Source organism: Nocardia sp. NPDC051756, from assembly GCF_040681495.1.
GTDB lineage: Bacteria > Actinomycetota > Actinomycetes > Mycobacteriales > Mycobacteriaceae > Nocardia.
Genome location: NZ_JBFAYV010000019.1, coordinates 48,891 through 69,157 on the forward strand (window position 1 = coordinate 48,891; position 20,267 = coordinate 69,157).

At 68.1% G+C, this 20,267-nt stretch carries 18 protein-coding genes; 9 read left to right on the plus strand and 9 right to left on the minus strand.

The annotated features are described in order from the left end of the window. Nucleotides 1–77 precede the first annotated feature (77 nt). Nucleotides 78–1,151, plus strand: coding sequence for an amidohydrolase family protein (locus tag AB0M22_RS43910; RefSeq protein ID WP_364739476.1), 1,074 nt, complete (start codon nucleotides 78–80; stop codon nucleotides 1,149–1,151). 12 nt (nucleotides 1,152–1,163) lie between these two features. On the opposite strand, the gene AB0M22_RS43915 is transcribed toward AB0M22_RS43910, so the two are convergent. Beyond that, the gene (locus AB0M22_RS43915) at nucleotides 1,164–1,820 is read right to left on the minus strand and encodes a TetR/AcrR family transcriptional regulator (RefSeq protein ID WP_364739477.1); all 657 of its coding nucleotides are present in this window, start codon (nucleotides 1,818–1,820) and stop codon (nucleotides 1,164–1,166) included. 165 nt (nucleotides 1,821–1,985) lie between these two features. Here AB0M22_RS43915 and AB0M22_RS43920 point away from each other — a divergent pair, with 165 nt between their 5' ends. Together AB0M22_RS43920 and AB0M22_RS43925 are read left to right on the plus strand one after the other, a co-directional pair. Beyond that, nucleotides 1,986–3,479 carry an NAD(P)/FAD-dependent oxidoreductase gene (locus AB0M22_RS43920; protein WP_364739479.1) on the plus strand — a complete coding sequence of 498 codons (1,494 nt, stop codon included), beginning with the start codon at nucleotides 1,986–1,988 and terminating at the stop codon, nucleotides 3,477–3,479. A gap of 41 nt (nucleotides 3,480–3,520) precedes the next feature. After that, nucleotides 3,521–3,928, plus strand: a complete 408-nt coding sequence (locus AB0M22_RS43925; protein WP_364739480.1) for a DUF3224 domain-containing protein — start codon at nucleotides 3,521–3,523, stop codon at nucleotides 3,926–3,928. Here AB0M22_RS43925 and AB0M22_RS43930 read toward each other — a convergent pair. From AB0M22_RS43930 to AB0M22_RS43940, 3 genes are all read right to left on the minus strand, one after another. Further along, complete coding sequence (locus AB0M22_RS43930; protein WP_364739482.1) at nucleotides 3,913–4,728, minus strand: helical backbone metal receptor; 816 nt, start codon at nucleotides 4,726–4,728, stop codon at nucleotides 3,913–3,915. The genes AB0M22_RS43925 and AB0M22_RS43930 overlap by 16 nt on opposite strands. Nucleotides 4,729–4,948: 220 nt before the next feature. Beyond that, a complete protein-coding gene (locus AB0M22_RS43935) occupies nucleotides 4,949–5,719 on the minus strand; it encodes an SWIM zinc finger family protein (RefSeq protein ID WP_364739484.1) in 771 nt (256 codons plus the stop codon). After that, on the minus strand, nucleotides 5,716–8,694 hold the full coding sequence (locus AB0M22_RS43940; RefSeq protein WP_364739485.1) for a DEAD/DEAH box helicase: 2,979 nt from the start codon (nucleotides 8,692–8,694) through the stop codon (nucleotides 5,716–5,718). The genes AB0M22_RS43935 and AB0M22_RS43940 overlap by 4 nt, the downstream gene beginning before the upstream one ends. 115 nt (nucleotides 8,695–8,809) lie before the next feature. Between AB0M22_RS43940 and AB0M22_RS43945 the strand changes: the two genes are divergently transcribed. Both AB0M22_RS43945 and AB0M22_RS43950 read left to right on the plus strand, forming a co-directional pair. Then, nucleotides 8,810–9,172, plus strand: a complete 363-nt coding sequence (locus AB0M22_RS43945; RefSeq protein WP_364739486.1) for a hypothetical protein — start codon at nucleotides 8,810–8,812, stop codon at nucleotides 9,170–9,172. Nucleotides 9,173–9,252: 80 nt separating this feature from the next. Beyond that, on the plus strand, nucleotides 9,253–9,951 hold the full coding sequence (locus AB0M22_RS43950; RefSeq protein ID WP_364739487.1) for an HNH endonuclease family protein: 699 nt from the start codon (nucleotides 9,253–9,255) through the stop codon (nucleotides 9,949–9,951). A gap of 179 nt (nucleotides 9,952–10,130) precedes the next feature. Here the strand turns inward: AB0M22_RS43950 and AB0M22_RS43955 are convergent, their stop codons facing one another. Next, nucleotides 10,131–10,937 carry a sulfurtransferase gene (locus AB0M22_RS43955; RefSeq protein WP_364739546.1) on the minus strand — a complete coding sequence of 269 codons (807 nt, stop codon included), beginning with the start codon at nucleotides 10,935–10,937 and terminating at the stop codon, nucleotides 10,131–10,133. A gap of 263 nt (nucleotides 10,938–11,200) precedes the next feature. Between AB0M22_RS43955 and AB0M22_RS43960 the strand changes: the two genes are divergently transcribed. Then, nucleotides 11,201–12,421 (plus strand): benzoate/H(+) symporter BenE family transporter, encoded by a 1,221-nt coding sequence (locus AB0M22_RS43960; RefSeq protein ID WP_364739489.1) that lies wholly within the window; start codon nucleotides 11,201–11,203, stop codon nucleotides 12,419–12,421. 10 nt (nucleotides 12,422–12,431) lie between these two features. Here AB0M22_RS43960 and AB0M22_RS43965 read toward each other — a convergent pair whose 3' ends face one another. The 4 genes from AB0M22_RS43965 to pdhA all read right to left on the minus strand — a co-directional run bounded on the left by AB0M22_RS43965 (nucleotide 12,432) and on the right by pdhA (nucleotide 17,642). Continuing rightward, nucleotides 12,432–13,844: a nucleobase:cation symporter-2 family protein gene (locus AB0M22_RS43965; protein ID WP_364739491.1), complete on the minus strand. Its 1,413-nt coding sequence runs from the start codon at nucleotides 13,842–13,844 to the stop codon at nucleotides 12,432–12,434. Between the two features lie 78 nt (nucleotides 13,845–13,922). Beyond that, complete coding sequence (locus tag AB0M22_RS43970) at nucleotides 13,923–15,518, minus strand: dihydrolipoamide acetyltransferase family protein (RefSeq protein ID WP_364739492.1); 1,596 nt, start codon at nucleotides 15,516–15,518, stop codon at nucleotides 13,923–13,925. A 31-nt stretch (nucleotides 15,519–15,549) separates the two neighbouring features. Then, nucleotides 15,550–16,533, minus strand: coding sequence for an alpha-ketoacid dehydrogenase subunit beta (locus AB0M22_RS43975; RefSeq protein WP_364739494.1), 984 nt, complete (start codon nucleotides 16,531–16,533; stop codon nucleotides 15,550–15,552). Next, a complete protein-coding gene (pdhA, locus tag AB0M22_RS43980; protein WP_364739496.1) occupies nucleotides 16,530–17,642 on the minus strand; it encodes a pyruvate dehydrogenase (acetyl-transferring) E1 component subunit alpha in 1,113 nt (370 codons plus the stop codon). The genes AB0M22_RS43975 and pdhA overlap by 4 nt, the downstream gene beginning before the upstream one ends. Nucleotides 17,643–17,777: 135 nt before the next feature. Here pdhA and AB0M22_RS43985 point away from each other — a divergent pair, with 135 nt between their 5' ends. The 3 genes from AB0M22_RS43985 to AB0M22_RS43995 all read left to right on the plus strand — a co-directional run bounded on the left by AB0M22_RS43985 (nucleotide 17,778) and on the right by AB0M22_RS43995 (nucleotide 20,251). Further along, nucleotides 17,778–18,269: an Lrp/AsnC family transcriptional regulator gene (locus AB0M22_RS43985; RefSeq protein WP_150407983.1), complete on the plus strand. Its 492-nt coding sequence runs from the start codon at nucleotides 17,778–17,780 to the stop codon at nucleotides 18,267–18,269. A 15-nt stretch (nucleotides 18,270–18,284) separates the two neighbouring features. Next, on the plus strand, nucleotides 18,285–19,091 hold the full coding sequence (locus tag AB0M22_RS43990) for an SDR family oxidoreductase (RefSeq protein ID WP_364739498.1): 807 nt from the start codon (nucleotides 18,285–18,287) through the stop codon (nucleotides 19,089–19,091). Nucleotides 19,092–19,255: 164 nt separating this feature from the next. Beyond that, on the plus strand, nucleotides 19,256–20,251 hold the full coding sequence (locus AB0M22_RS43995; RefSeq protein WP_364739500.1) for a hypothetical protein: 996 nt from the start codon (nucleotides 19,256–19,258) through the stop codon (nucleotides 20,249–20,251). Nucleotides 20,252–20,267: the final 16 nt, after the last annotated feature.

A 20,267-nucleotide genomic window follows, 5' to 3' on the forward strand; every position in this document is an offset into this window, starting at 1 on the left:
GTCGATTCCGAACGAGCGGCGCGGTTGCCGTGTGACAATCGCCGGGTCAAGGCCATCGGCGCGTTGGGACGGCGGACATGGATCTATCGGGTATTCGGATCATCGACGCACATATTCATCAGTGGGATCCGTTCACCACACCGCGGACGTTCAGCGGGACAGCCAGACTGCGGCGGATGCTGCCGATCCCGATGGATCTGGCGAAACGGGTCGCACCGCGGCGGGATCGCGAATTCTCCGGTGATCCAACGGCTTTCAGCCGTCCGTATCTGCCCGCGGATTATCGCGCGGACGCCGGTGACCAGCCGATCGACACGATCGTGCACATCGAGGTCGCCTGGGCCGGCAAAGAGCCGTTGGCCGAGGCCGACGAGACGGCGTGGGTGGCTCGATTGCCGTTCGGCGGCGACAATCCCGAGCTCGGCGCGATCCTCGGCAATGCGAATCCCGCGGCGCCCGACTTCGCCGCGCTGCTCGACGCGCATCTCGCCGCCGCGCCCCTGCTGCGCGGCATCCGGGCGCACGCGGCGCATCATCCCGATCCGGACGTGCGGCCGTACGCCGAACATCCGGGCGCGCTGACCACGAAGGAGTTCCTGAACGGCTTCGGCGCGCTCGCCGAGCGTGACCTCTCGTTCGAGGCCTGGGTGTACTCGCACGCGCTGCCCGATGTGACGGCGCTGGCCGAGCGATACCCGGAGGTGCCGATCGTGCTCAACCATCTCGCGACTCCCGCAGGAATTTTCGGACCGATCGGCAAGCACACCGGAGCCAATCCGAGCCAGCGCCGCGCGCTGTATCTGCGCTGGCGCGACGATCTGTCCGCGCTCGCCGAGCGGCCGAACGTGGTCGCGAAGGTGAGCGGCCTGATGATGCCGATACTCGGCCATCCCGTGCCTGCGCGCGGTACCACCACGCCGGTCCCGGTGCTGGTGGACCGAATTCACCCGCTCATCGAACACGCGCTCGACGTGTTCGGCGCGGACCGGCTGATCTGGGGCTCGAATTTCCCGGTGGACAAACCGATTACGACCATCGGCAACAGCATCGAGGCGGTCGCCACCGCGGTCACCGGGCACGGCGGCGGGCAGACGGAACTCGCGCACATCTTCCGGGACACCGCCCGGCGGGTCTATCGGATCGACACGTAGCGCCGAAAGATGTTATCCCCCAGGGGTAATGATCTCCGCCGGCAAATACTGGGTGCCGATCAGCGCGCCGAGCCTGCAGGTGTGTTCGATGATCCGATCGCCATCGATATCCATCGCGCCGGTGCGCCAGGCCGTGAGCAGCTCGATGAAGCCGCCGATGCCGACCAGGGTGCTCATCCGGAACTCCAGTTCGTCGGCGTCCGGGCGCAGGTACGGCCGGGAGGTGACGACCAGCAGGTCGGTGGCGTCGGTGAGCATCGTCTTGCGCCGCTGCTCGAGCACGGCGCTGCCCGCGTGATCGGCCAGCAGGATGCGGGCGCGCCCGTTGTCGTCGGATTGCAGCCGCACCGCGCGGGTCACCGCCGCGCGCAGGATCTCCAGCGGCGGCTGGTCGAGGTGCTCGGCGAAGATCGCGGCCAGCTCGGCGAAGACCTCGGTGCATACCGCGTCCCACGCGATGCCGAGCAGTTCGTCGCGATCGGCGAAGTGCTCATAGAAGTAGCGGTCGTTGAGCGCGGTGCGCTGGCAGACGCCGCGCATCGTCACCGCCGCCCACCCGTTCTCGATCCAGATGTCCAGGGCGGCCTCGATCAACCGCGCGCGACGTTCGGCGCGGCGCTCCTCGGTGGTGCGGCCGCCCCAGGTCCGGGCCGGTACGCGCAGGCTCATGGTTGACAAACTACCGCACCGCGCGCCTAATTGGTGGCATGTGCGGCCAATTACGATCGGCCGCGCTCAGCACGGGTCGACTCCGCCGTCTTCGCCGCGGGACACGGCCCATGACGCACGGGCGGTGACGCGAGTGGAAGCTCCGCGCCGGATACGGGAGGTCGCATGACTAGCAACGGGATCGACCACGAGGTGATCATCGTCGGCGCCGGATTCTCCGGGATCGGCGCCGCGATCAAGTTGCGGGAGGCCGGATTCGACGATTTCCTGATCGTCGACGAGGCCGACGGGGTCGGTGGCACCTGGCACTGGAACACCTATCCCGGCATCGCCGTGGACATTCCGTCGTTCAGCTATCAGTTCTCCTTCGAGCAGCGCGCCAGCTGGTCCCGGACCTACGCGCCCGGACGGGAATTGAAGGCCTATGCCGAATCGTGCGTGGACAAATACGAGCTGCGACCGCGAATCCGGTTCAACACCAACATCACCGAGGCCGAGTTCGACGAGGACGGCTGCCGCTGGCGGCTGCACACCGCCGACGGCGGCGAGCTGACCGCGCGCTTCGTCATCAGCGCCACCGGCGTGCTGACCCGGCCCAAGCTGCCCGAGATCCCCGGCGTCGAGGACTTCACCGGCGTCACCATGCACACCTCCCGCTGGGACCACCAGCAGGACCTGCGCGGCAAGCGGGTCGCGATCATCGGCACGGGAGCCTCTGCGGTGCAGGTGATTCCGGAGACCGCGCCCGAGGTCGAGCAACTGGTCGTCTTCCAGCGCACGCCGATCTGGTGCCTGCCCAGGCTGGATCTGCCGCTGCCCAAGCCGGTGCAGTGGGCGCTGCGGATTCCGGGCGCGCGCTCGCTGACCCGGCTGATCAGCCAGACGTATGTGGAGATCACCTTCCCGATCGCCGCGCACTATCACAAGAATCTGCCGACCGCCGCGCTCGGCGAGCGGGCCGGCCACGCGCATCTGCGCAGCCAGGTGCACGATCCGGTGATCCGGGAAAAGCTCACGCCCCGTTACGCTTTGGGCTGCAAGCGCCCCAGCTTCTCCAACGACTACCTGGCCACGTTCAATCGCGACAACGTCGTGCTGGAAACCGACCCGATCGAGCAGATCACCGCCACCGGCGTGCGCACCGCCAGCGGCACCGAATACCCGGTCGACACCCTGGTGCTGGCGACCGGCTTCAAGGTGATGGAAGCCGGCAACATGCCGACCTACGACCTGCGCGGCATCGGCGGCCTCGACCTGGAGAAGTGGTGGGACGAGAACCGGCTGCAAGCCTATGAGGGCGTGAGCGTCCCTGGCTTCCCGAACTTCTTCTCCATCATCGGCCCGTACGGCTACAACGGCTCGTCCTACTTCGCGCTGATCGAGAATCAGACCCGGCACATCCTGCGCTGCCTGCGGCACGCCCGCGCGGGCAAGGCGACCGTGGTCGAGGTGACCCGCGAGGCCAACGACCGCTTCTTCAAGGAGATGCTCGACCGCCGCGGCGGGCAGGTGTTCTGGCAGGACAGCTGCGCGGTGTCCAACAGCTACTACTTCGACAAGCACGGCGACGTGCCGCTGCGGCCGTCGACCACGGTCGAAGCGGCCTGGCGCAGTGGACACTTCGACCTGTCCGACTACCGGTTCGCGACGTCGGCGTAGCGGCCGCGAAGGTGTCGGTGCCCGTAGTTACGATTCGGCGCATGAAAGCAATCGGTACCTTTTCCGTCGTCTCGTTCGTCCCGACCGAGGTGGCGCCCGAGCCGGCCATCAGCACCGCGCTGCCGGTCGGGGTCGCACAGCTCGAGAAGAAGTTCGACGGCGAGATCACCGGTCGGTCGGCGACCCTGTTCACCGCGGCGTTCGACCAGGCCACCGGGAACGGGACCTATGTCGCGATGGAGTCGTTCGAGGGCGCGCTGAACGGCGCCGAGGGCAGTTTCAACTTCGCCCATTCGGCCACCACCTCGGGCACCGATCGCACCGCCGAATTCTTCGTCATCGTCCCTACCAGCGGAACCGGTGACCTGACCGGGATCACCGGCACCGGCGGGCTGAGCGTGGACGAGGACGGCACGCACCACATGTGGTTCGACTACTCACTCGGCTGAGCACCGCCGGGGAAGGACGCCGCCAACTGTTCGGTGAGGGTTTGCCGGGCGGTGGCCAAGGAGGGGCCGTACCAGGTGAGGCTGCGGCCCTCGACCAGGGCAACCTGGGTTCCCGGGAAGACTTCGGGGCCATCGGTTCTGGTGAAAACGTAGGGCTCGTCGGGGAGCACGGCGAGGTCGATGCCGGTGGTCAACTCCGGCTCGGTGAGGCGGGGATAGCGGTCCGGTCGGTCGGCGTGCACGAGATGTAGGCCGAGACGGCCGGCCAGATCGCCGGTGAAGGTGTTGCGGCCCACCACCATCCACGGATTGCGCCAGATGGGGATGACCGCGTTGCGCGGCGGCGTGGACGGTGATGGCGCCCAGACGGATTCGGCCTCGGTGAGCCAAGCCGGGATGTCGACACTCAGGGCGACGGTGAAAAGGCGGGCCAGCGAGGCAAGTGCCTCGTCCACCGTCTCGATCCTGGTGACCCACACCGGAATTCCCGCCGCCCGCAGTCGCTCGACATCGATGCGCCGATTCTCCTCCCTGTTGCACAGCACGAGATCGGGCGCGAGTTCGATGATTCGGCGCACATTCGGGTTCTTGGTGCCGCGCACCCGTTCGACCGCGAGATCGGCCGGATGCGTGCACCACTCGGTCGCGGCGGTCAGTATCTCCGGACAGGTCACGGCGACCGCCTCGGTCAACGAAGGCACCAGCGACACCACCCGGCGCGGCGGCCGCGCGAGCGGGACAGCGACGCCGAGATCGTCGCTGTCCGGGCCGGTTTCCGGCAACGAACCCGTGCCTGCCACGAACACCAGCCTAGGTGGGGCCGGGGCACTGCCCGAAGTGCGGTGCAAGGGCAGCGGCTGGGCAACCCTCGGGCAGTTCCCAGGCTGGTTCGATGCGCGCAGACTAGGTGAGGCATCCGGTGTCGGGAAGTCCCGGTCCCTGTGTCACCGGACCTTGATCCCGCCCCGAAAAGTCCGGAGACAACCGCAAGCCCCGACGCCGGATGCTCACCAAGCTCGATCAGCTGTCGAGCATGCGATACAGCGCGGTCAGTTCGCGCAGTCCCGCGGCGGCGACCGATTCTTCGGCGGAAGTCATCCGCAGCGCCTTACGCAGCAGCATCGAGTCCAGGTCGTCGGGGGCGGGGCGGAATTCGAGCTTCGGCAGGTCCGGCAGTTGAGCGTTGTTGCCGTAGGGATCGTCGGCATCGGTGCTGGCCTGTAGGTCGCGTTCGATGCCGCCGATGAGAGTGTCCAGGTCGAGGCCGCGCAGCGCGAGGATCTCGCGCGGACGTTCGTCGAGGCGTTCGGCCAGCAGGTAACAGACCGCGGCGACGTGCTTACACGGCCAGCCCGGATCCGGGCAGGTGCAGGTGAAATCCAGGTCGGCGGCGGTGGTCGGCAACAGCAGCGGGCCGAGCGCGGTGGGCAGCGCACCGGACGCGATCTCGGCGAGCATGCCCGGCGCGTCGCGGATGGTCTCGATGAGTAACTCGAGTTCCTCCTCACGCAGCGGGCGCACGGTGAACACCGCGGTGAACGGACGCGGTTGGCTGCCTTGCACTTCCGCGGTCACCGAGCCCGGCTCGATCCGGTAACTCACCACCTGACCGGCCCGCGCGTAGGTGCGGCCGCGCGACATCCGCCCGGCGTCGGCCATCCGCTCGACCGCGTCGATGAGCGCCTTGCCCCACCAGGTGCGGCCGAAACCGCCACGGCGACTGCGGGCCTCGACCCCGCCGCGCACCGGGCGGCGCTTGCCGTACTCGTTGTAATCGATGTAGGGACTCATTCGCCGACCGCCTCCGCGCCGAGCGTGAACAGCTCACGCAGATCGTCGGTGCTCAGCTCGGTGATCCAGTTCTCCCCCGCGCCGACCGCCAGATCGGCGAGTTGCCGTTTGCCGTTGATCATTTCGTCGATCCGCTCTTCGATGGTGTCGACGCAGACCAGCTTGCGCACCTGAACGTTGCGCTGCTGACCGATCCGGTAGGCGCGGTCGGTGGCCTGGTTCTCCACCGCCGGGTTCCACCAACGGTCCAGGTGCACAACATGATTGGCGGCGGTGAGATTGAGCCCGGTGCCACCGGCCTTGAGCGACAACAACATCAGCGGCGGTCCGTCCGGTTCCTGGAACCGGGTGACCATGGTGTCGCGGCGCGCCTTGGGCACCCCGCCGTGCAGGAACGGGATCTCCGTGCCGAAGCGCTCCACCAGGTAGGGCGCGATCAGCTCGCCGAACTCACGGAACTGGGTGAACAGCAACGCCTTCTCGCCGTCGGCGAGCACCGCGTCGAGCACGTCCTCCACCAGGGCGAGCTTGCCGGAGCGGTGACTGCCGCGATGCAGCACCCCGGAACCGTCGCCGAGGAAGTGCGCCGGATGGTTGCACACCTGCTTGAGCCTGGTCAGCGCGCTGAGCACGGCGCCCTTGCGGGCCATGCCCTTCGCGTCCTTGATCTTGGCCAGCATGTCGTCGACCACCGCCTGATACAGCGCGGCCTGCTCGACGGTCAGGTTGGCCCGCACCGTCATCTCCAGCTTCTCCGGCAGATCGGTGATCACCGCGGGATCGGTCTTCACCCGGCGCAGCACGAACGGCTGGGTGATCATCCGCAGCCTGCTGATCGCGTTCTCGTCCCGCTCGCGTTCGATGGGCACGGCGAAGCGGGCGCGGAAGGTCTGCGGGCTGCCGAGCACCTTCGGCACCGCGAAATCCATGATCGAGCGCAGCTCTTCCAGGCGGTTCTCCACCGGAGTTCCGGTGAGCGCCAAGCGATGTCGCGCGGGCATGCTGCGGGCCGCACGGGACTGCCTGGTCCCGGCGTTCTTGATGTGCTGGGCCTCGTCCAGCACGATCCGGTCCCACGACTGGCGCTTCAGCTCGTCGAGGTCTCGCGCTAGCAGGGAGTACGTAGTGATCACCAGGTCAGCGTCGGCTACTGCCGCATCGAGTTCGCTGCCGGCCAGCCGGCCGACGCCGTGGTGCACCCACACCCGCAGGTCCGGCGCGAAACGCTCGGTCTCGCGTTGCCAGTTGCCGACCACCGACATCGGGCACACCAGCAGGGTGGGGCCCGGCATACCGTCCGGCCGAACGCTTTCCGTGGCGTCCTGCCGAACGACGCTGCCGTCCGCTCCCCCTGCGGTCTTGCGCTGCCGCGCTTCGTCGAGCGAAATCACCACCGCGCCTTCGACACTCGCGGCTACCGGCCTGCGGGCACGACTCGTCTTACCCTGCTTCGCCGACGAGCCCGCGACCGCACTCGCCGCCGCCTCCCGCTCGTGCACCAGCAGCGCGAGCACCTGAACGGTCTTGCCGAGCCCCATGTCGTCGGCCAGGATCGCGCCGAATCCCATGCGGCTCATGGTCGCCAGCCAGGCGAGGCCGCGTTCCTGATACGGGCGCAGCTGGGCCTTCAACCCGATCGGCGGGGTGATCGGCTCGAGTTCGCGAGTGCGATCCAGGATGTCGGCGGCCCAGCCGGTGGCGGTGACCTCGGTGACCGGGACCTGTTCGACGCGACCGCCGGCGAGTTCGCCGATCAGGTCGGCGAAGGTGATCTCCGAGGTGTCGGTGTGCGCGGCGACGTAGCGAGCGGCGGCGGCCAGCACCTTGTGGTCGGCCTGCACCCAGTCACCGCGCAGCTGAACCAGATCGGATTTGCTGCTGACCAGCCGTTCCATCTCGGCCTTGGTGAGAATGGTGTCGCCGAGCGCGAGTTCCCAGCGGTAGGAGACGAGTCCCGGCATGCCGACGGTGCTTTCGGCGGCGGGCACCGCGCTTTCCACCCGCAGCCGCATGGTCGGCGCGCTGACGTTCCACGCGCGCGGCAGCAGTAACCGCACGCCGGCGGCTTGCAGCGCGTGCGCGCCGTGCTCGACCAGGTCGACCACGACCTCGGTCGGCAGCAGCAGGTCCATCGAGCGTGGGTCGCTCGGCAGGTCGCGCAGCCGCGGATACGCCCGCTGGGCCTCGCCGAGCTTCTCCACCGCGATCCGCAGCAGGTTCGGATCAGCGTGCAGCAGAACGGGATTCGGCGCTTCGCCGTCCACCCGCAGGCACACCTCCAGCCGCCACAGCGCCACCGTTTCGTCCGCGGTGCCGAGCTCGCCGTCCGGTTCCAGCAGGCGCAGCACCAGTTCCGGCTCGTCGCCGGTCAGGGTGGCGCGCCAATGCTCCAGCGTTTCGGCCACCCGGTAGCTGCCCGCGTCCAGGGGGATATCCCGGACGAGCGCGTCCACCAGCGGATGCTCCGCGTCCAGCGGGTCGATCAGCGTCCGCGCGATCGGGTCGGTGAGTTCGGTGACCAGGTCGTCGAGCAGCGTGTTCGGGCGACCGGCCACCCGCAGCGCGGCGGGCATGGCCACGGCCAACTCGGCCAGCCAGGCGCGCTGCCGCTCGCCGCCGACCAGCCGCCAGCGCACCCACCACTGACCGTCCTCCCGGCGCAGCTCCGGCACGATCCGGCCGGCCCGCACCCAGCGCTCCACACCGTGCGCGACATGCGCGAGAAAGCGCAGGTCACCCGCCACCGCGTCGGCCGGAAGTCGCAGCCGCAGCGCCTCGGCGGCGGCCGCCGGGGCCATCGCGTGCGCGCGCACCTGCTCGGTCTCGGTGCCGCCCGGACCGGAGACCAGCACGTCGGCCCGGTGCCGGAATTTGGACGCGCTCAATACGCCGCCCAACGGGTCGGGCAGCGTGGTGAGGGGCGAATCGTGCCAGAGCAGCAACCCGGATCCCGGCGACCACAGACCGTGCAGCATCAACCCATCCAAGCAGGTGGGTCCGACACCGATCCACGCGCCGCGAGCGCACTTTCCTGGATTTCTGGGCGCGGGCGGAACATACTTGAATATCCGCTGGTCAACGGAGGCAATCATGACGATTCTGCTCCAAGTTCTCGAGCAGAGCTTCACGCCGACGACGCCATGGGAACGGCGCAAATTCACCTTCATCAACGCCGAGAAGATCGTCGGCATGCGGCTCGACGGTCAGTCCGGCGTGTGGCTGGACCTGTCCCGCCCCGGTGAATCACAGCGCCTGGCCAGAACCCTCGACTCGCACGACGCCATCGCGTTCCTGCTCGCCACCTTCGCCAAACTCGCCGAGTGCGAGGAGCGCGGCGGCTCGTGGCTGATCGGGCACGACGGCGCCAATTCCGCGTCGATTTCGGCCACCCGGTTCCCGCCGCGGGCAAGCGAGGTCGCCGACGACGACCTGCTCGCCCGCGCCTGGTTGTGAGGGTTGTGTCGCTCCAGTTCTGACAACCGCTCGTGCTTCAGGTATTACGAATGTCGGTACCCGCGTGTACCTCTGACGCCATGGACATTCGGCGTTGGCTCGTCGGCGCACTCGTGGCGCTGTGCGCTGCCGGGTGCGCGCAGCTCGGCGTCGGGGCGGTCGCGCCCGCGCCGGGCAGTCCGACCAGGGCCGAGTTGGAGCAGTTGCTGGCCGGCGTGCGGGTGGTGCCGGATCGGCCGCATCCCGGCGGTTACGAGCGCGGGTGCAAGGCGGGACAGGGGTGTGTGTTCGGGCCGGCGTGGACCGACGACAACGATGGTCCCGGTGGGCACGATGGCTGCGATACCCGGAACAACGTGCTGGCCAAGCAGCTTGTCGGGGTGAGTTTCCGGCCGGGGACGCGGGATTGTGTGGTCGTCGGGGGCACGGTGAACGATCCGTATACCGGCAAGCAGATCCCGTTCAAGAAGGCCGACGCCAACGACGTGCAGATCGACCACGTCTTCCCGCTGGCCGCCGCCTGGGATCTGGGCGCGGCGGGCTGGCCACCCGAGCGACGCATCCGCTTCGCCAACGACCTCGATTTCAACCTGCTCGCCACCGATGGGCGCACGAACGAGGCCAAAGGTGACAAGACCCCTGCCCAGTGGCTGCCACCCGCACGCGCGAACCACTGCTTCTATGCGGGCAAGTACCTGACCGTGGCGGTGCAATACGAGCTGGCGCTGACCGAAGCGGACAGTAGGGCGTTGCAGAGTGTGGCGCGTGGGTGTCCTTGAACGTCAAGGGCCCGAGACTGCCTCGCGCGCCGCATCGAACCAAGTACCCAACGGTCCTCGGCTGCCAGAGCGCGGCAGATCGCTTCGACCACTGCGAACTACAGGTCCGCTGCCAGGGCCTGCCAACGTCTACCCGCGACGAATCGCGGCCCCGCAGGATTTCATCGACCGTGCGGTGATCAGCTTCCGGTCGCGACCGGACGCTTCGGGTCGTTCGACCATTGCGACCAGGAGCCCGGATAAAGCGCTGCGTCGATGCCGACGACGGCCAGGGCCGCGACCTGGTGGGCCGCCGTGACGCCGGACCCGCAGTAGACCGCGACCGGTTCCGCGGTGAATCCGGCGAACCGGTCCCGCAATTCGGCCGGGGCGCGGAAACGTCCGCTGGCGTCCAGGTTTTCGGCGGTGGGGGCGCTGATCGCGCCGGGGATGTGCCCGGCGCGCGGATCGATCGGCTCGATCTCGCCGCGGTAGCGCTCGCCCGCGCGGGCATCGAGCAGCACGCCGCGCCAGCGGGCGGCCGCGTCGGCATCGATGACCTTCAGGTGGCCCGGGCTCAGTTCGACGTCGCCAGGTTCCGGGTCGGGCTCGGTGCCGGTGGCGAGCTCGTCGCCGGAGTTCGTCCAGCCGGGCAGTCCGCCGTCCAGGATGCGCACGTCGGCGATGCCTGCCCAGCGCAGCAGCCACCAGGCGCGGGCCGCCGCCATGCCGCCGGTCGCGTCGTAGACGACCACCGGGTCGCCGTTGCGGATGCCCCAGCTGCGCGCGCACTTCTGCAACTGCGCGATGTCCGGCAGCGGATGCCTGCCGCGGGCCGGCGAGGGTGGCGCGGCCAGCTCGGTCTCCATGTCGACGAACACCGCGCCAGGGATGTGGCCGTCCAGATAGTGTTGCGGGCCGTCCGGGTCACCCAGCGCCCATCGGACGTCCAGCAGGCGAACCCGCTTGTCCGACAACGCCTCCCGAAGCTCCACCGGCGAGATCAGTACCGCGCTCAACCCAGGCTCCTAGTCCAGTAATCGCACCTTCGCGCACCGAATACCCACCACCCTACGCACCTGAGCTGGGCAATGTGGCTGCACCCCAGCGCTACTCGCCGGTAAGAACGGCCGGGGCGGGCGAACGGACCACCGGATCACCGGGTGCCGGGCCGCGGCGAACACCCTGGTCGCGACCGTTCGGCAATTCGGTCCAGTTTCGGCCGACTGGCCCGTGACGGACCAGTCCAGTTGCGGGCAGGATCGCCACAATGTCGAACGTTTCACCGGCCACCGCGGCGCCCGCCGAGCCGGACTCCCCCGTCGCCCCCGAGGCCGGGCCCGCCCAGGCGGTCAGCGCCGGCATCGTCACCGCGCTGGTGGGTTTCACCAGTTCGTTCGCCGTGGTGCTGAGCGGACTGAACGCGGTCGGCGCGAACGCGGCCCAGGCCGCCTCCGGGTTGCTCGCGCTGTGCGTGACGCAGGCGATCGGCATGCTGGTGCTCAGCTACCGGTATCGGATGCCGATCACGCTGGCCTGGTCCACGCCCGGCGCCGCGCTGCTGGCGAGCACCGGCGCGGTGGCGGGCGGCTGGCCCGCCGCGGTCGGCGCGTTCGCGATCGCCGGGGTGTTGATCGTGATCACCGGCGTGTGGCAGCGGCTGGGCCGGCTGGTGGCCGCGATCCCGGTGGAGATCGCGCAGGCCATGCTGGCCGGGGTGCTGCTGCCGCTGTGCCTGGCGCCGGTGAAGGCGGTGCAGTCCAGCCCGGCGGTGGTGATTCCGGTGATCCTGGTGTGGCTGGTGCTGCAACGGGTGGCCAAACGCTGGGCGGTGATCGCGGCGTTCGGCACGGCCGCCGTCGGTTCGGGCATCAGTATCGCCTTGCAGCACAAGCACCTCGACTTCGCCGCGATGGTGCCGTCGGTGGAATTGACGCTGCCGCACTGGAATTGGCAGGCGATGATCGGTGTCGCGATACCGCTCTACATCGTCACCATGGCGTCGCAGAACATCCCGGGCACCGCGGTCATGAAATCCTTTGGATACCAGGTCCCTTGGCGGGCCGCGATGACCGTCACCGGTCTCGGCACGATCATCGGCGCGCCCGCGGGCGGGCACGCGATCAACCTGGCCGCGATCAGCGCCGCCCTCTCGGCGGCGCCGTCGGCGCACCCCGACCCGAAGAAGCGCTGGATCGCCACCTTCACCTCCGGCACCATCTACTTCGTCGTCGCCCTCGGCTCGGCAGCCCTGGTCACCTTCATCGCCGTCGCCCCCAGAGGCGTCTTGGAAACCGTTGCGGGCCTTGCCCTTCTCGCCACCCTCGCCGCCGCGTTGACCGGCGCGCTCAGCTCCGAGAAGCACCGCGAAGCGGGCATCATCACCTTCCTGATCGCCGCCTCCGGCGTAGGTTTCCTCGGCATCGGCGCCGCCTTCTGGGCACTCATCGCCGGCCTGGTGGTGCGCAAGGTACTCGCCCTGCGCGCCTGACCGGCGCCGGTCAGGCGGGCGCTGGAGCGGATGGGATCGGAGTGGTGTTCTCCCGGTGGGCTTTTGGTCCGGTGCCGGCCGGGTGCTCGACTGTCGTCGGAGCGGAACCGCTTCGGGCCAGTACACCCAGCTTGGTGTGGTTGAAGAGCAGGTTGAGCGTGAAAGCCGTTACCGCGCCGAGGGTTATGCCGCTGGTGAGCAGGATCTGGGCGGAGGACGGGAAATGGACGAACATGTCCTTCGCCATGACCGGCAGTAAGCCCACGCCGAGCGCGGTGGCGACGATAGTGGCGTTGACTCGGTCGGCAAGGTCGGCCTTGCGCAGGGTGTCGACGCCGACGATGGCGATCGTGGCGAACAGCACCAGCCCGACGCCGCCCACCACCGGCTGTGGCACCGCCGCGACGATCGCGCCGAAGCGGGGCAACAGCCCGAGCAAGACCAGGATCGCGCCGCTGGTGGCGGTGACGTAGCGGCTGAAGACCCGGGTGGCGGCGACGGCGCCGACGTTCTGGTTGAAGATCGTGTCGACGAACGCGGTGAACACGCCGCCGAGCACGCCGGAGAGTCCGTCACCGACCAGGCCGCGCGCCAAATCGCCCTTGCTGATCGGCTTTCCGGTGATCTCGCTGATCGCCAGCATGCTCGCCGTCGACTCGGCGAACACCACCGCCATCACCACGCTCATCGCGACCACCCCGGTGATCGGGAACTCCGGCGCGCCGAAATGGAACGGCTTCGGCAGGCCGACCCAGGCGGCCCCGCCGATGCCGCCGGTGTCGATCAAGCCCATCGGGGCGGCGATGAGGATGCCCACCACCAGCCCGATCAGCACGCCGAGCTGGGCGACCATGCCGCGGCCGAGACACATGAACCCGACCGCGATCACGAAGACCACCGCCGCGAGGCCGATATGCGAGGGCGCGGCGAAGTCGGGCGCGGCCGGGTTGTTGCCGATGATCAGCCCGCCCGCCACGCCGATCAGCGAAACGCCGACCACGGTGAGCACGGTCCCGGTGACCAGCGGCGGAAAAAACCGGACCAGGCGCGCGAACGGATACGCCAGCGCGACGCCGACGACACCACCGATCATCATCGACCCATAAACCGCAGGCAGCCCGTACTCCTTGGCGATCAGGATCATCGGATCGAGCCCGATGAACGTGGCCCCGCAGATGATCGGCAACCGCGCACCCGCGAGCTTCGCCACACCGAGGCTCTGCACCAGCGTGATCACCCCCGCGATCAGCAGATCCGCGCTGATCAGCAACCCGATGGTGGCCCGATCGAGCCCCGCGGCCGCGCCGAACACCAACGGCACCGTGATGCACCCGGTGTACATGATCAGCACGTGCTGAATGCCGAAGGTGAGCTGCCGCCCGAACGGCAACCTGGTATCGACGAGATGCGCTGCCTCTGTCATACCTAAAGAACTAGTCGGTCTTCTTTACATCGAGCGCCCCCAATGTTTCCCCCGCGTGACATCACACCTATATCTGCGTCAGATGCGGCTGAGTAGGGTCAGCGGGTCTTCCAGGAGGCTGGCGGTGGTGGAGAGGAAGCGGGAGGCGAGTTCGCCGTCGATCATGCGGTGGTCGAAGCTGATGCCGAGGGTGGTGACCCAGCGGATGGCGAGTTCGTCTCGGAATACCCAGGGGCGTTTGCGAATTGCGCCTAGGCACAGGATCGCGGCTTCGCCGGGGTTCACCAGGGGCACGCCGGAGTCGACGCCGAAGACGCCGACGTTGGTGATGGTGAAGGTGCCGCCGCGCAGGTCGGTGGGGCCGGCGCCGCCCGATCGCGCGGTTTCGGCCAGCCGGCCGAGCTCGCGGGTCAGGTCGCGCAGGCTCAGCGACTGCGCCTCCTTGAGGTTCGGCACCAGCAGGCCGCGGTCGGTGGCCACGGCGAAGCCGAGGTTCACGTAGTGCTTGGTGACGATCTCCTGATTCGCCTCGTCCCAGTAGGTGTTGATCTCCGGGAATTCGGCCAGCGCGGCCAGCGCCGACTTCGCCACCAGGGCCAGCGGGGTAAGGGTCAGTCCGGCAAAGGATTTGGTGCTGCGCAGGTGGTCGAGCAGTTCCATCGACGCGGTGCAGTCGATGGTGACGAAGGTGCTCGCCTGCGGGATGGTGCGGGCGCTGGTGAGCATGGCCGCCGCGGTGCGCTTGCGGACGCCGCTGATCGGAGTGCGGACCTCGCGGGACGCCGGTCGGATCACGCCGGCGTCGGGGTCGGTGACGGCCGGTGCGGTCGCCGCGTGAGCGGCCTGCGACTGGCTCGCCAACGTGCGGGGTTGCGTGACCGGGACCGCGCCGCGTACGTCTTCGACGGTGACCGCGCCGTCCGGGCCGGAGCCGGCGACGAACCACAGATCGATGCCCAACTCGCGGGCCAGTCGGCGGGCAGCGGGAGTGGCGGCGGCCGCCCTGGTTGTGGTGAGCGGCGATCGAAGGTTTCGCGAGAAGTGTTCTACAGCTTCATATTCCGGGTTCGATGGAGTGACAGGCGCATCGTCGGGCGCATCCGATTGCACAACAGACGATTCAGCTCGAGCGGCAAGCGACTCGGGTTGTGCGGCAGTTGACCCGGGCTGAGTGGCAGGTGACTCACCCTGCTCCGCAACATCGGATCGGTGCGCGGTGAGATCGTCAGCCGGCTCGGGACGTCGCCTCGAATCGGCTTCCGGGACAACGGATGCCGCAGGCCGACGCCGCCGCGACACCGCCTCGCCCTCCGGCCCGTATCCCACCAAAACCGCGGTCCGCCCGGAGCCCGGCGCGTCACTCGCCACATCGGAACCGTTCTTCGCACTGCTTTGCCCGGCCGGCGCCTCATCACTCTGCACCCGGATCAACGGCGCCCCCACCAGCACCGTCTCTCCCGGCTGCGCGAGCAACTCGACCACCCGCCCGGCGAACGGCGAAGGCAGCGCTACCACCGCCTTCGCCGTCTCGACCTCGGCGATCGTCTGATTCAGTTGCACTTCGTCGCCGACGCCGACCGACCAGGACACCAGTTCGGCGTCGGCCAGGCCTTCACCCAGGTCGGGCAGCCGGAACTCCAGGACATTGCCCGGCTGGTGGGCACGATCTTCCACGTGGGCACCTCTCCCTACGACGGACCGGTGGTCAGGCGGCAAGCGTTCGGTCGACCGCGGCCAGGATGCGGTCGGGGTCGGGCAGATGGAACTTCTCGAGCTTGGCCGGCGGATAGGGGATGTCGAACCCGCCGACCCGCAGCACCGGCGCCTCCAGGTGGTAGAAGCAGCGTTCGGTGATCCGCGCCGCGATTTCCGCACCGAGACCGGCGAATACGGGCGCCTCATGGGTGACGATCAACCGGCCGGTCTTGGCGACCGACTCCTCGATCGTGTCGAAATCGATCGGCGACAGACTGCGCAGATCGATCACCTCGAGCGAATGCCCTTCCTCCGTAGCGATTTTCGCCGCGGACAGGGCGGTGGCCACGGTGCCGCCGTAGGCGACGACGGTGGCATCGGTGCCGACGGTGCACACCCTGGCGCGATCGAGCGGCAGTCCACCCTCACGATCGAGCGCGAGGAAGTCGACGTCGGCCTTGTCCCAGTAGCGGCGCTTCGGTTCGAAGAAGATCACCGGGTCGTCCAGCGCAATCGCCTGGCGGATCATCAGATACGCGTCGGCGGGATTGCTCGGCGTCATCACCCGCAACCCGGCGGTGTGCGCGAAATAGGCTTCCGGCGATTCCGAATGATGCTCCACCGAGCCGATGCCGCCGCCGAACGGAATGCGGATCGTGATGGGCGCGTTGACTTTTCCCTGCGTCCGATAGTGGATCTTGGCCACGTGCGAGACGATCTGATCGAAGGCGGGATAGACGAACCCGTCGAACTGGATCTCACACACCGGCCGATATCCGCGCAGTGCCATGCCGAAAGCCGTTCCGATGATGCCGGATTCGGCCAGCGGGGTGTCCACCACCCGGTTGTTGCCGAAGTCCTTCTGCAACGCGTCGGTCACCCGGAAGACGCCGCCGAGGCGGCCGATGTCCTCACCCATGAGAATGACTTTGGGATCGTCCTCCAGTGCGCGGCGTAGTCCGGTGTTCAGTGCGCCGGCGAAAGTGGTGATCATGAAGGAACTCCTTCCGGTCGCGCGGCCGCCTCGCCGGGATCGCCAGCCAGGTATTCCGCGTACTCCCGTCGCTCTTCGGTGATGAGCGTGTGCGGGGTGGTGTAGACGTGCTCGAACAGATCCATCGGTTCTGGGTTCGGCATCTCGATGGTCGAGGTGCGCACCTGCCGGGCCACCTCGTCGGCGTGTTCGGCGACCTGACGCTCGAACTGGTAGTCGAACAGCGATTCGCGTTCCAGCAGCCTGCGCAGCCGGTCGATCGGGTCGCGGCGGGCCCACTCCTCGGTCTCCGCGGACGCGCGATAGCGGGTGGGGTCGTCGGCAGTGGTGTGCGGGCCCATCCGGTAGGTGAGCGCCTCGATGAACGACGGCCCGCCGCCCGAGCGGGCGCGCGCCACGGCCTGCCGGGTCACGGCGAGCACCGCGAGCGCGTCGTTGCCGTCGACCTGCACCCCGGGGATGCCATAGCCGTAGGCCCGGCGCACGATCGGGGTCTGGCTCTGCACCCGGACCGGTTCGCTGATCGCCCAGTGGTTGTTCTGGCACAGGAACACCACCGGCGCGCTCCAGCTCGCCGCGAAGCCGAGCGCCTCGGCGATGTCGCCCTGACTGCTCGCGCCGTCGCCGAAGTAGGCGATGGTCGCGATCTCGGCGCCGTCCAGGTGCGCGGCGTAGGCGTAGCCGGTCGCGTGCAGGCCCTGCGAGCCGACGATGATGTTCGGATTGGTCATGTTGACCGCGTTCGGGTCCCAGCAGGAGTGCGCGACGCCGCGCCAGAGCCGGGTGATCTCGGTGGGATGCACGCCGCGGCAGTAGGCGACGGCGGCCTCGCGATAGCTACAGAACACGTAGTCGTCGGGGTGCAGGGCGTGCGCGGACCCGACCTGGGTGGCCTCCTGGCCGAGCAGCGGGGCCCACAGACCGAGCTGGCCCTGCCGTTGCAGCGCGGTTGCCTCGGTATCGATCCGCCGGGTGACGACCATGTCTTCGTAGAGCGCGCGTAGCTCTTCCGGCCCGACGTCGGCGACCAGGGCGGCGTGTTCTCGATCGAGGACACGACGACCGTCGGGCTGGACCAATTGCACCGGATACTCGACCTTGTCTGGCATCGGTGGCCGCCTCCTCACCATTCAGGTGTGCTCTACCTCACAGCATCCACGATAATGCGATGTGCGCAAGTGATCGACACGCGAATGCGCAGAATGCTCAATTCTTACCCCTTTGGCAATGTCATACTGCGTTGCATGACCAGAGAAAACGTCGATGTGACCTTGGACGCCACCGACGCCAGGCTCTTGCTGGAACTGGTCGCCAATCCGCGAGCCACCGGCGTCGAGCTGGCCGCCCGGCTCGGGCTGTCCCGCAACACCGTGCAGGCGCGGCTGTCGCGCTGGGAAGCCGGCGGCGTGCTCGGCAGTTTCGAGCGCCGCGTACAGCCGCGCGCGCTCGGCTATCCGCTGGCGGCGTTCGTCGCGGTGGTGGTCGATCAGCACCAATTGGATTCTGTCGTAGACGAACTCGCGGAAGTGCCCGAGGTGACAGAGGTGTGCGGCATGACCGGGCTCACCGATCTGACGGTGCGCGTGGTCGCCAGGGACGCCGACGATCTGTATCGAATTGCCGGGCAGATCTTGAAGATTCCCGGCGTGGAGCGGACCAACATGGCGCTGGTGATGCGCGAATTGGTCGGCCCGCGTACCGCTCCGCTGCTGAATCGACTATCCCGCGGTAGCTGAAGCTAGGGTGCGGAGATGGAGATTTCGGGCAAGGTTGCGATCGTCACGGGGGCCGGTGCGGGGATCGGGGCGGCGCTCGCCCGCAAGCTGGTCGGCGATGGTGCGCGGGTGGTGCTCGCCGACCTCGATGCCGACGGAGTGGCCCAGGTCGCCGAATCCCTCGGTGCCGCAGCGGTTGCCGTCGGCGGCGACATCGCGGACGAGCAGGTGATTCGCGGACTGATCGAGCGCGCGGAAGCCGAATTCGGTCCGGTGGACCTGTATTTCGCGAACGCGGGCATCGGCGGCGGTGCCGGGCTCGACAGCACCGATGCGCAGTGGGCGGCGGCGCTGGAGGTCAACGTGCTTGCCCATGTCCGCGCCGCCCGGCTGCTGGTTCCCGGCTGGTTGGCGCGCGGAACCGGCTACTTCGTGACCACCGCGTCGGCCGCGGGGCTACTCACCCAGCTCGGATCCGCGCCCTATGCGGTCTCCAAGCATGCGGCTGTCGGATTCGCCGAGTGGCTGTCGGTCACCTACGGCGACAAGGGCATTCGCGTGAGCTGTATCTGCCCGATGGGTGTCGACACCCAACTCCTCAACGGCGGCCTGGTTCCGGCCGAGCACGCCGCCGAAGCCGAACTCGCCGTGAAAGCCGTCAAAACCGCCGGTGCGGTCCTTTCGCCCGACCAGGTGGCCGAGGTCATCACCGCCGGCGTCGAGGCCGAGCACTTCCTGATCCTCCCGCACCCGGAGGTCCTGAAGATGTACCGCTACAAGGGCACCGATTACGACCGCTGGCTCGACGGCATGCGCCGCTTCCAGGCCGCGCTCCGAAGCTGAACCCGCCGCACACCTTCTGTTTTCCCGCACACGAAATCGCATGCAATTCGATATGCGGGAAATCAGGAGGTGTGCGGCCTACTGGTGTTATGCACAGGCGCGAGTTATCCACAGTTGGCGCCGGCAGGTGAGTTCGGAGGCGCGGGGCGAGCGAGGATCTTCACATGGAGGAGATGCAACGCCGTCGGAGCGTGTTGGCACAGGGCTATACCGACCACGATATTCGCCAGCTCTATCGCAGACAGGGCTGGCGTCGCCTCGGCCACGGCTGCTATGTCGAAGAGGCCGATTTCAACGGCCGGGACAGCATCGGACGGCACCGGCTGCTGCTCGAATCGACGTTGTCCGCGATGACACCGGAAACGGTCGTGAGTCATCAATCCGCTGCCGTTTTATACGAGTTGCCATTGTGGGCAACGGCATTGGATTGCGTACACGTGACGCGCGATCGACGGTACGGGGGACGGGTGCGCAGTTCGTTGCGGGTGCACTGCGCACCGATAGCCGACGGAGTGGTGGAGGTCGACGGGTGGTGGGTCACATCACCAGCACGGACCATCGTCGACCTGGCCCGTATGCTGCCGTTCGAGCAAGCCGTCGTAGCAGGTGATGCCGCAATCCGGAAGCTCGGCGTCACGATGGAAGAACTGGCGGTCGAGCTCGAACTTGCCCACCGGCGCAACGGAATATCACAAGCGCGGCGCACCGTCTGCTTTCTCGACAACCGCAGCGAGAGCGTTGGTGAATCACGGAGCCGAGTGATGTTCCATCGCCATGGCTTACGCGTACCGTACCAGCAAGGAGATGTCTGGTCGTCAGCCGGAGAATTTCTCGGACGCGTTGATTTCTACGACCAAAAGGCAGGCGTGGTCGGCGAATTCGACGGCCGGATCAAGTACGGCCGATTGCTGAAGCCCGGGCAAGAAGCCGGTGACGCGGTCTTCGCCGAGAAACTTCGCGAAGATGCGATTCGCGATGCAGGCCTGCGGGTAGTCCGCTGGACCTGGCCGGACCTCGACGGCGACTCAGCGATTCGCCGCTGGCAACACGCGATCGACCACCCCCGCCCCACCCCGCACACCACCATCACCCCCGCTCCCGTCCCCACCCCCACCCGCCCGGAATTGCGGTCACTGCCAAGCCAGCCGCATAACCCTTGATTTACCGCATACCGAA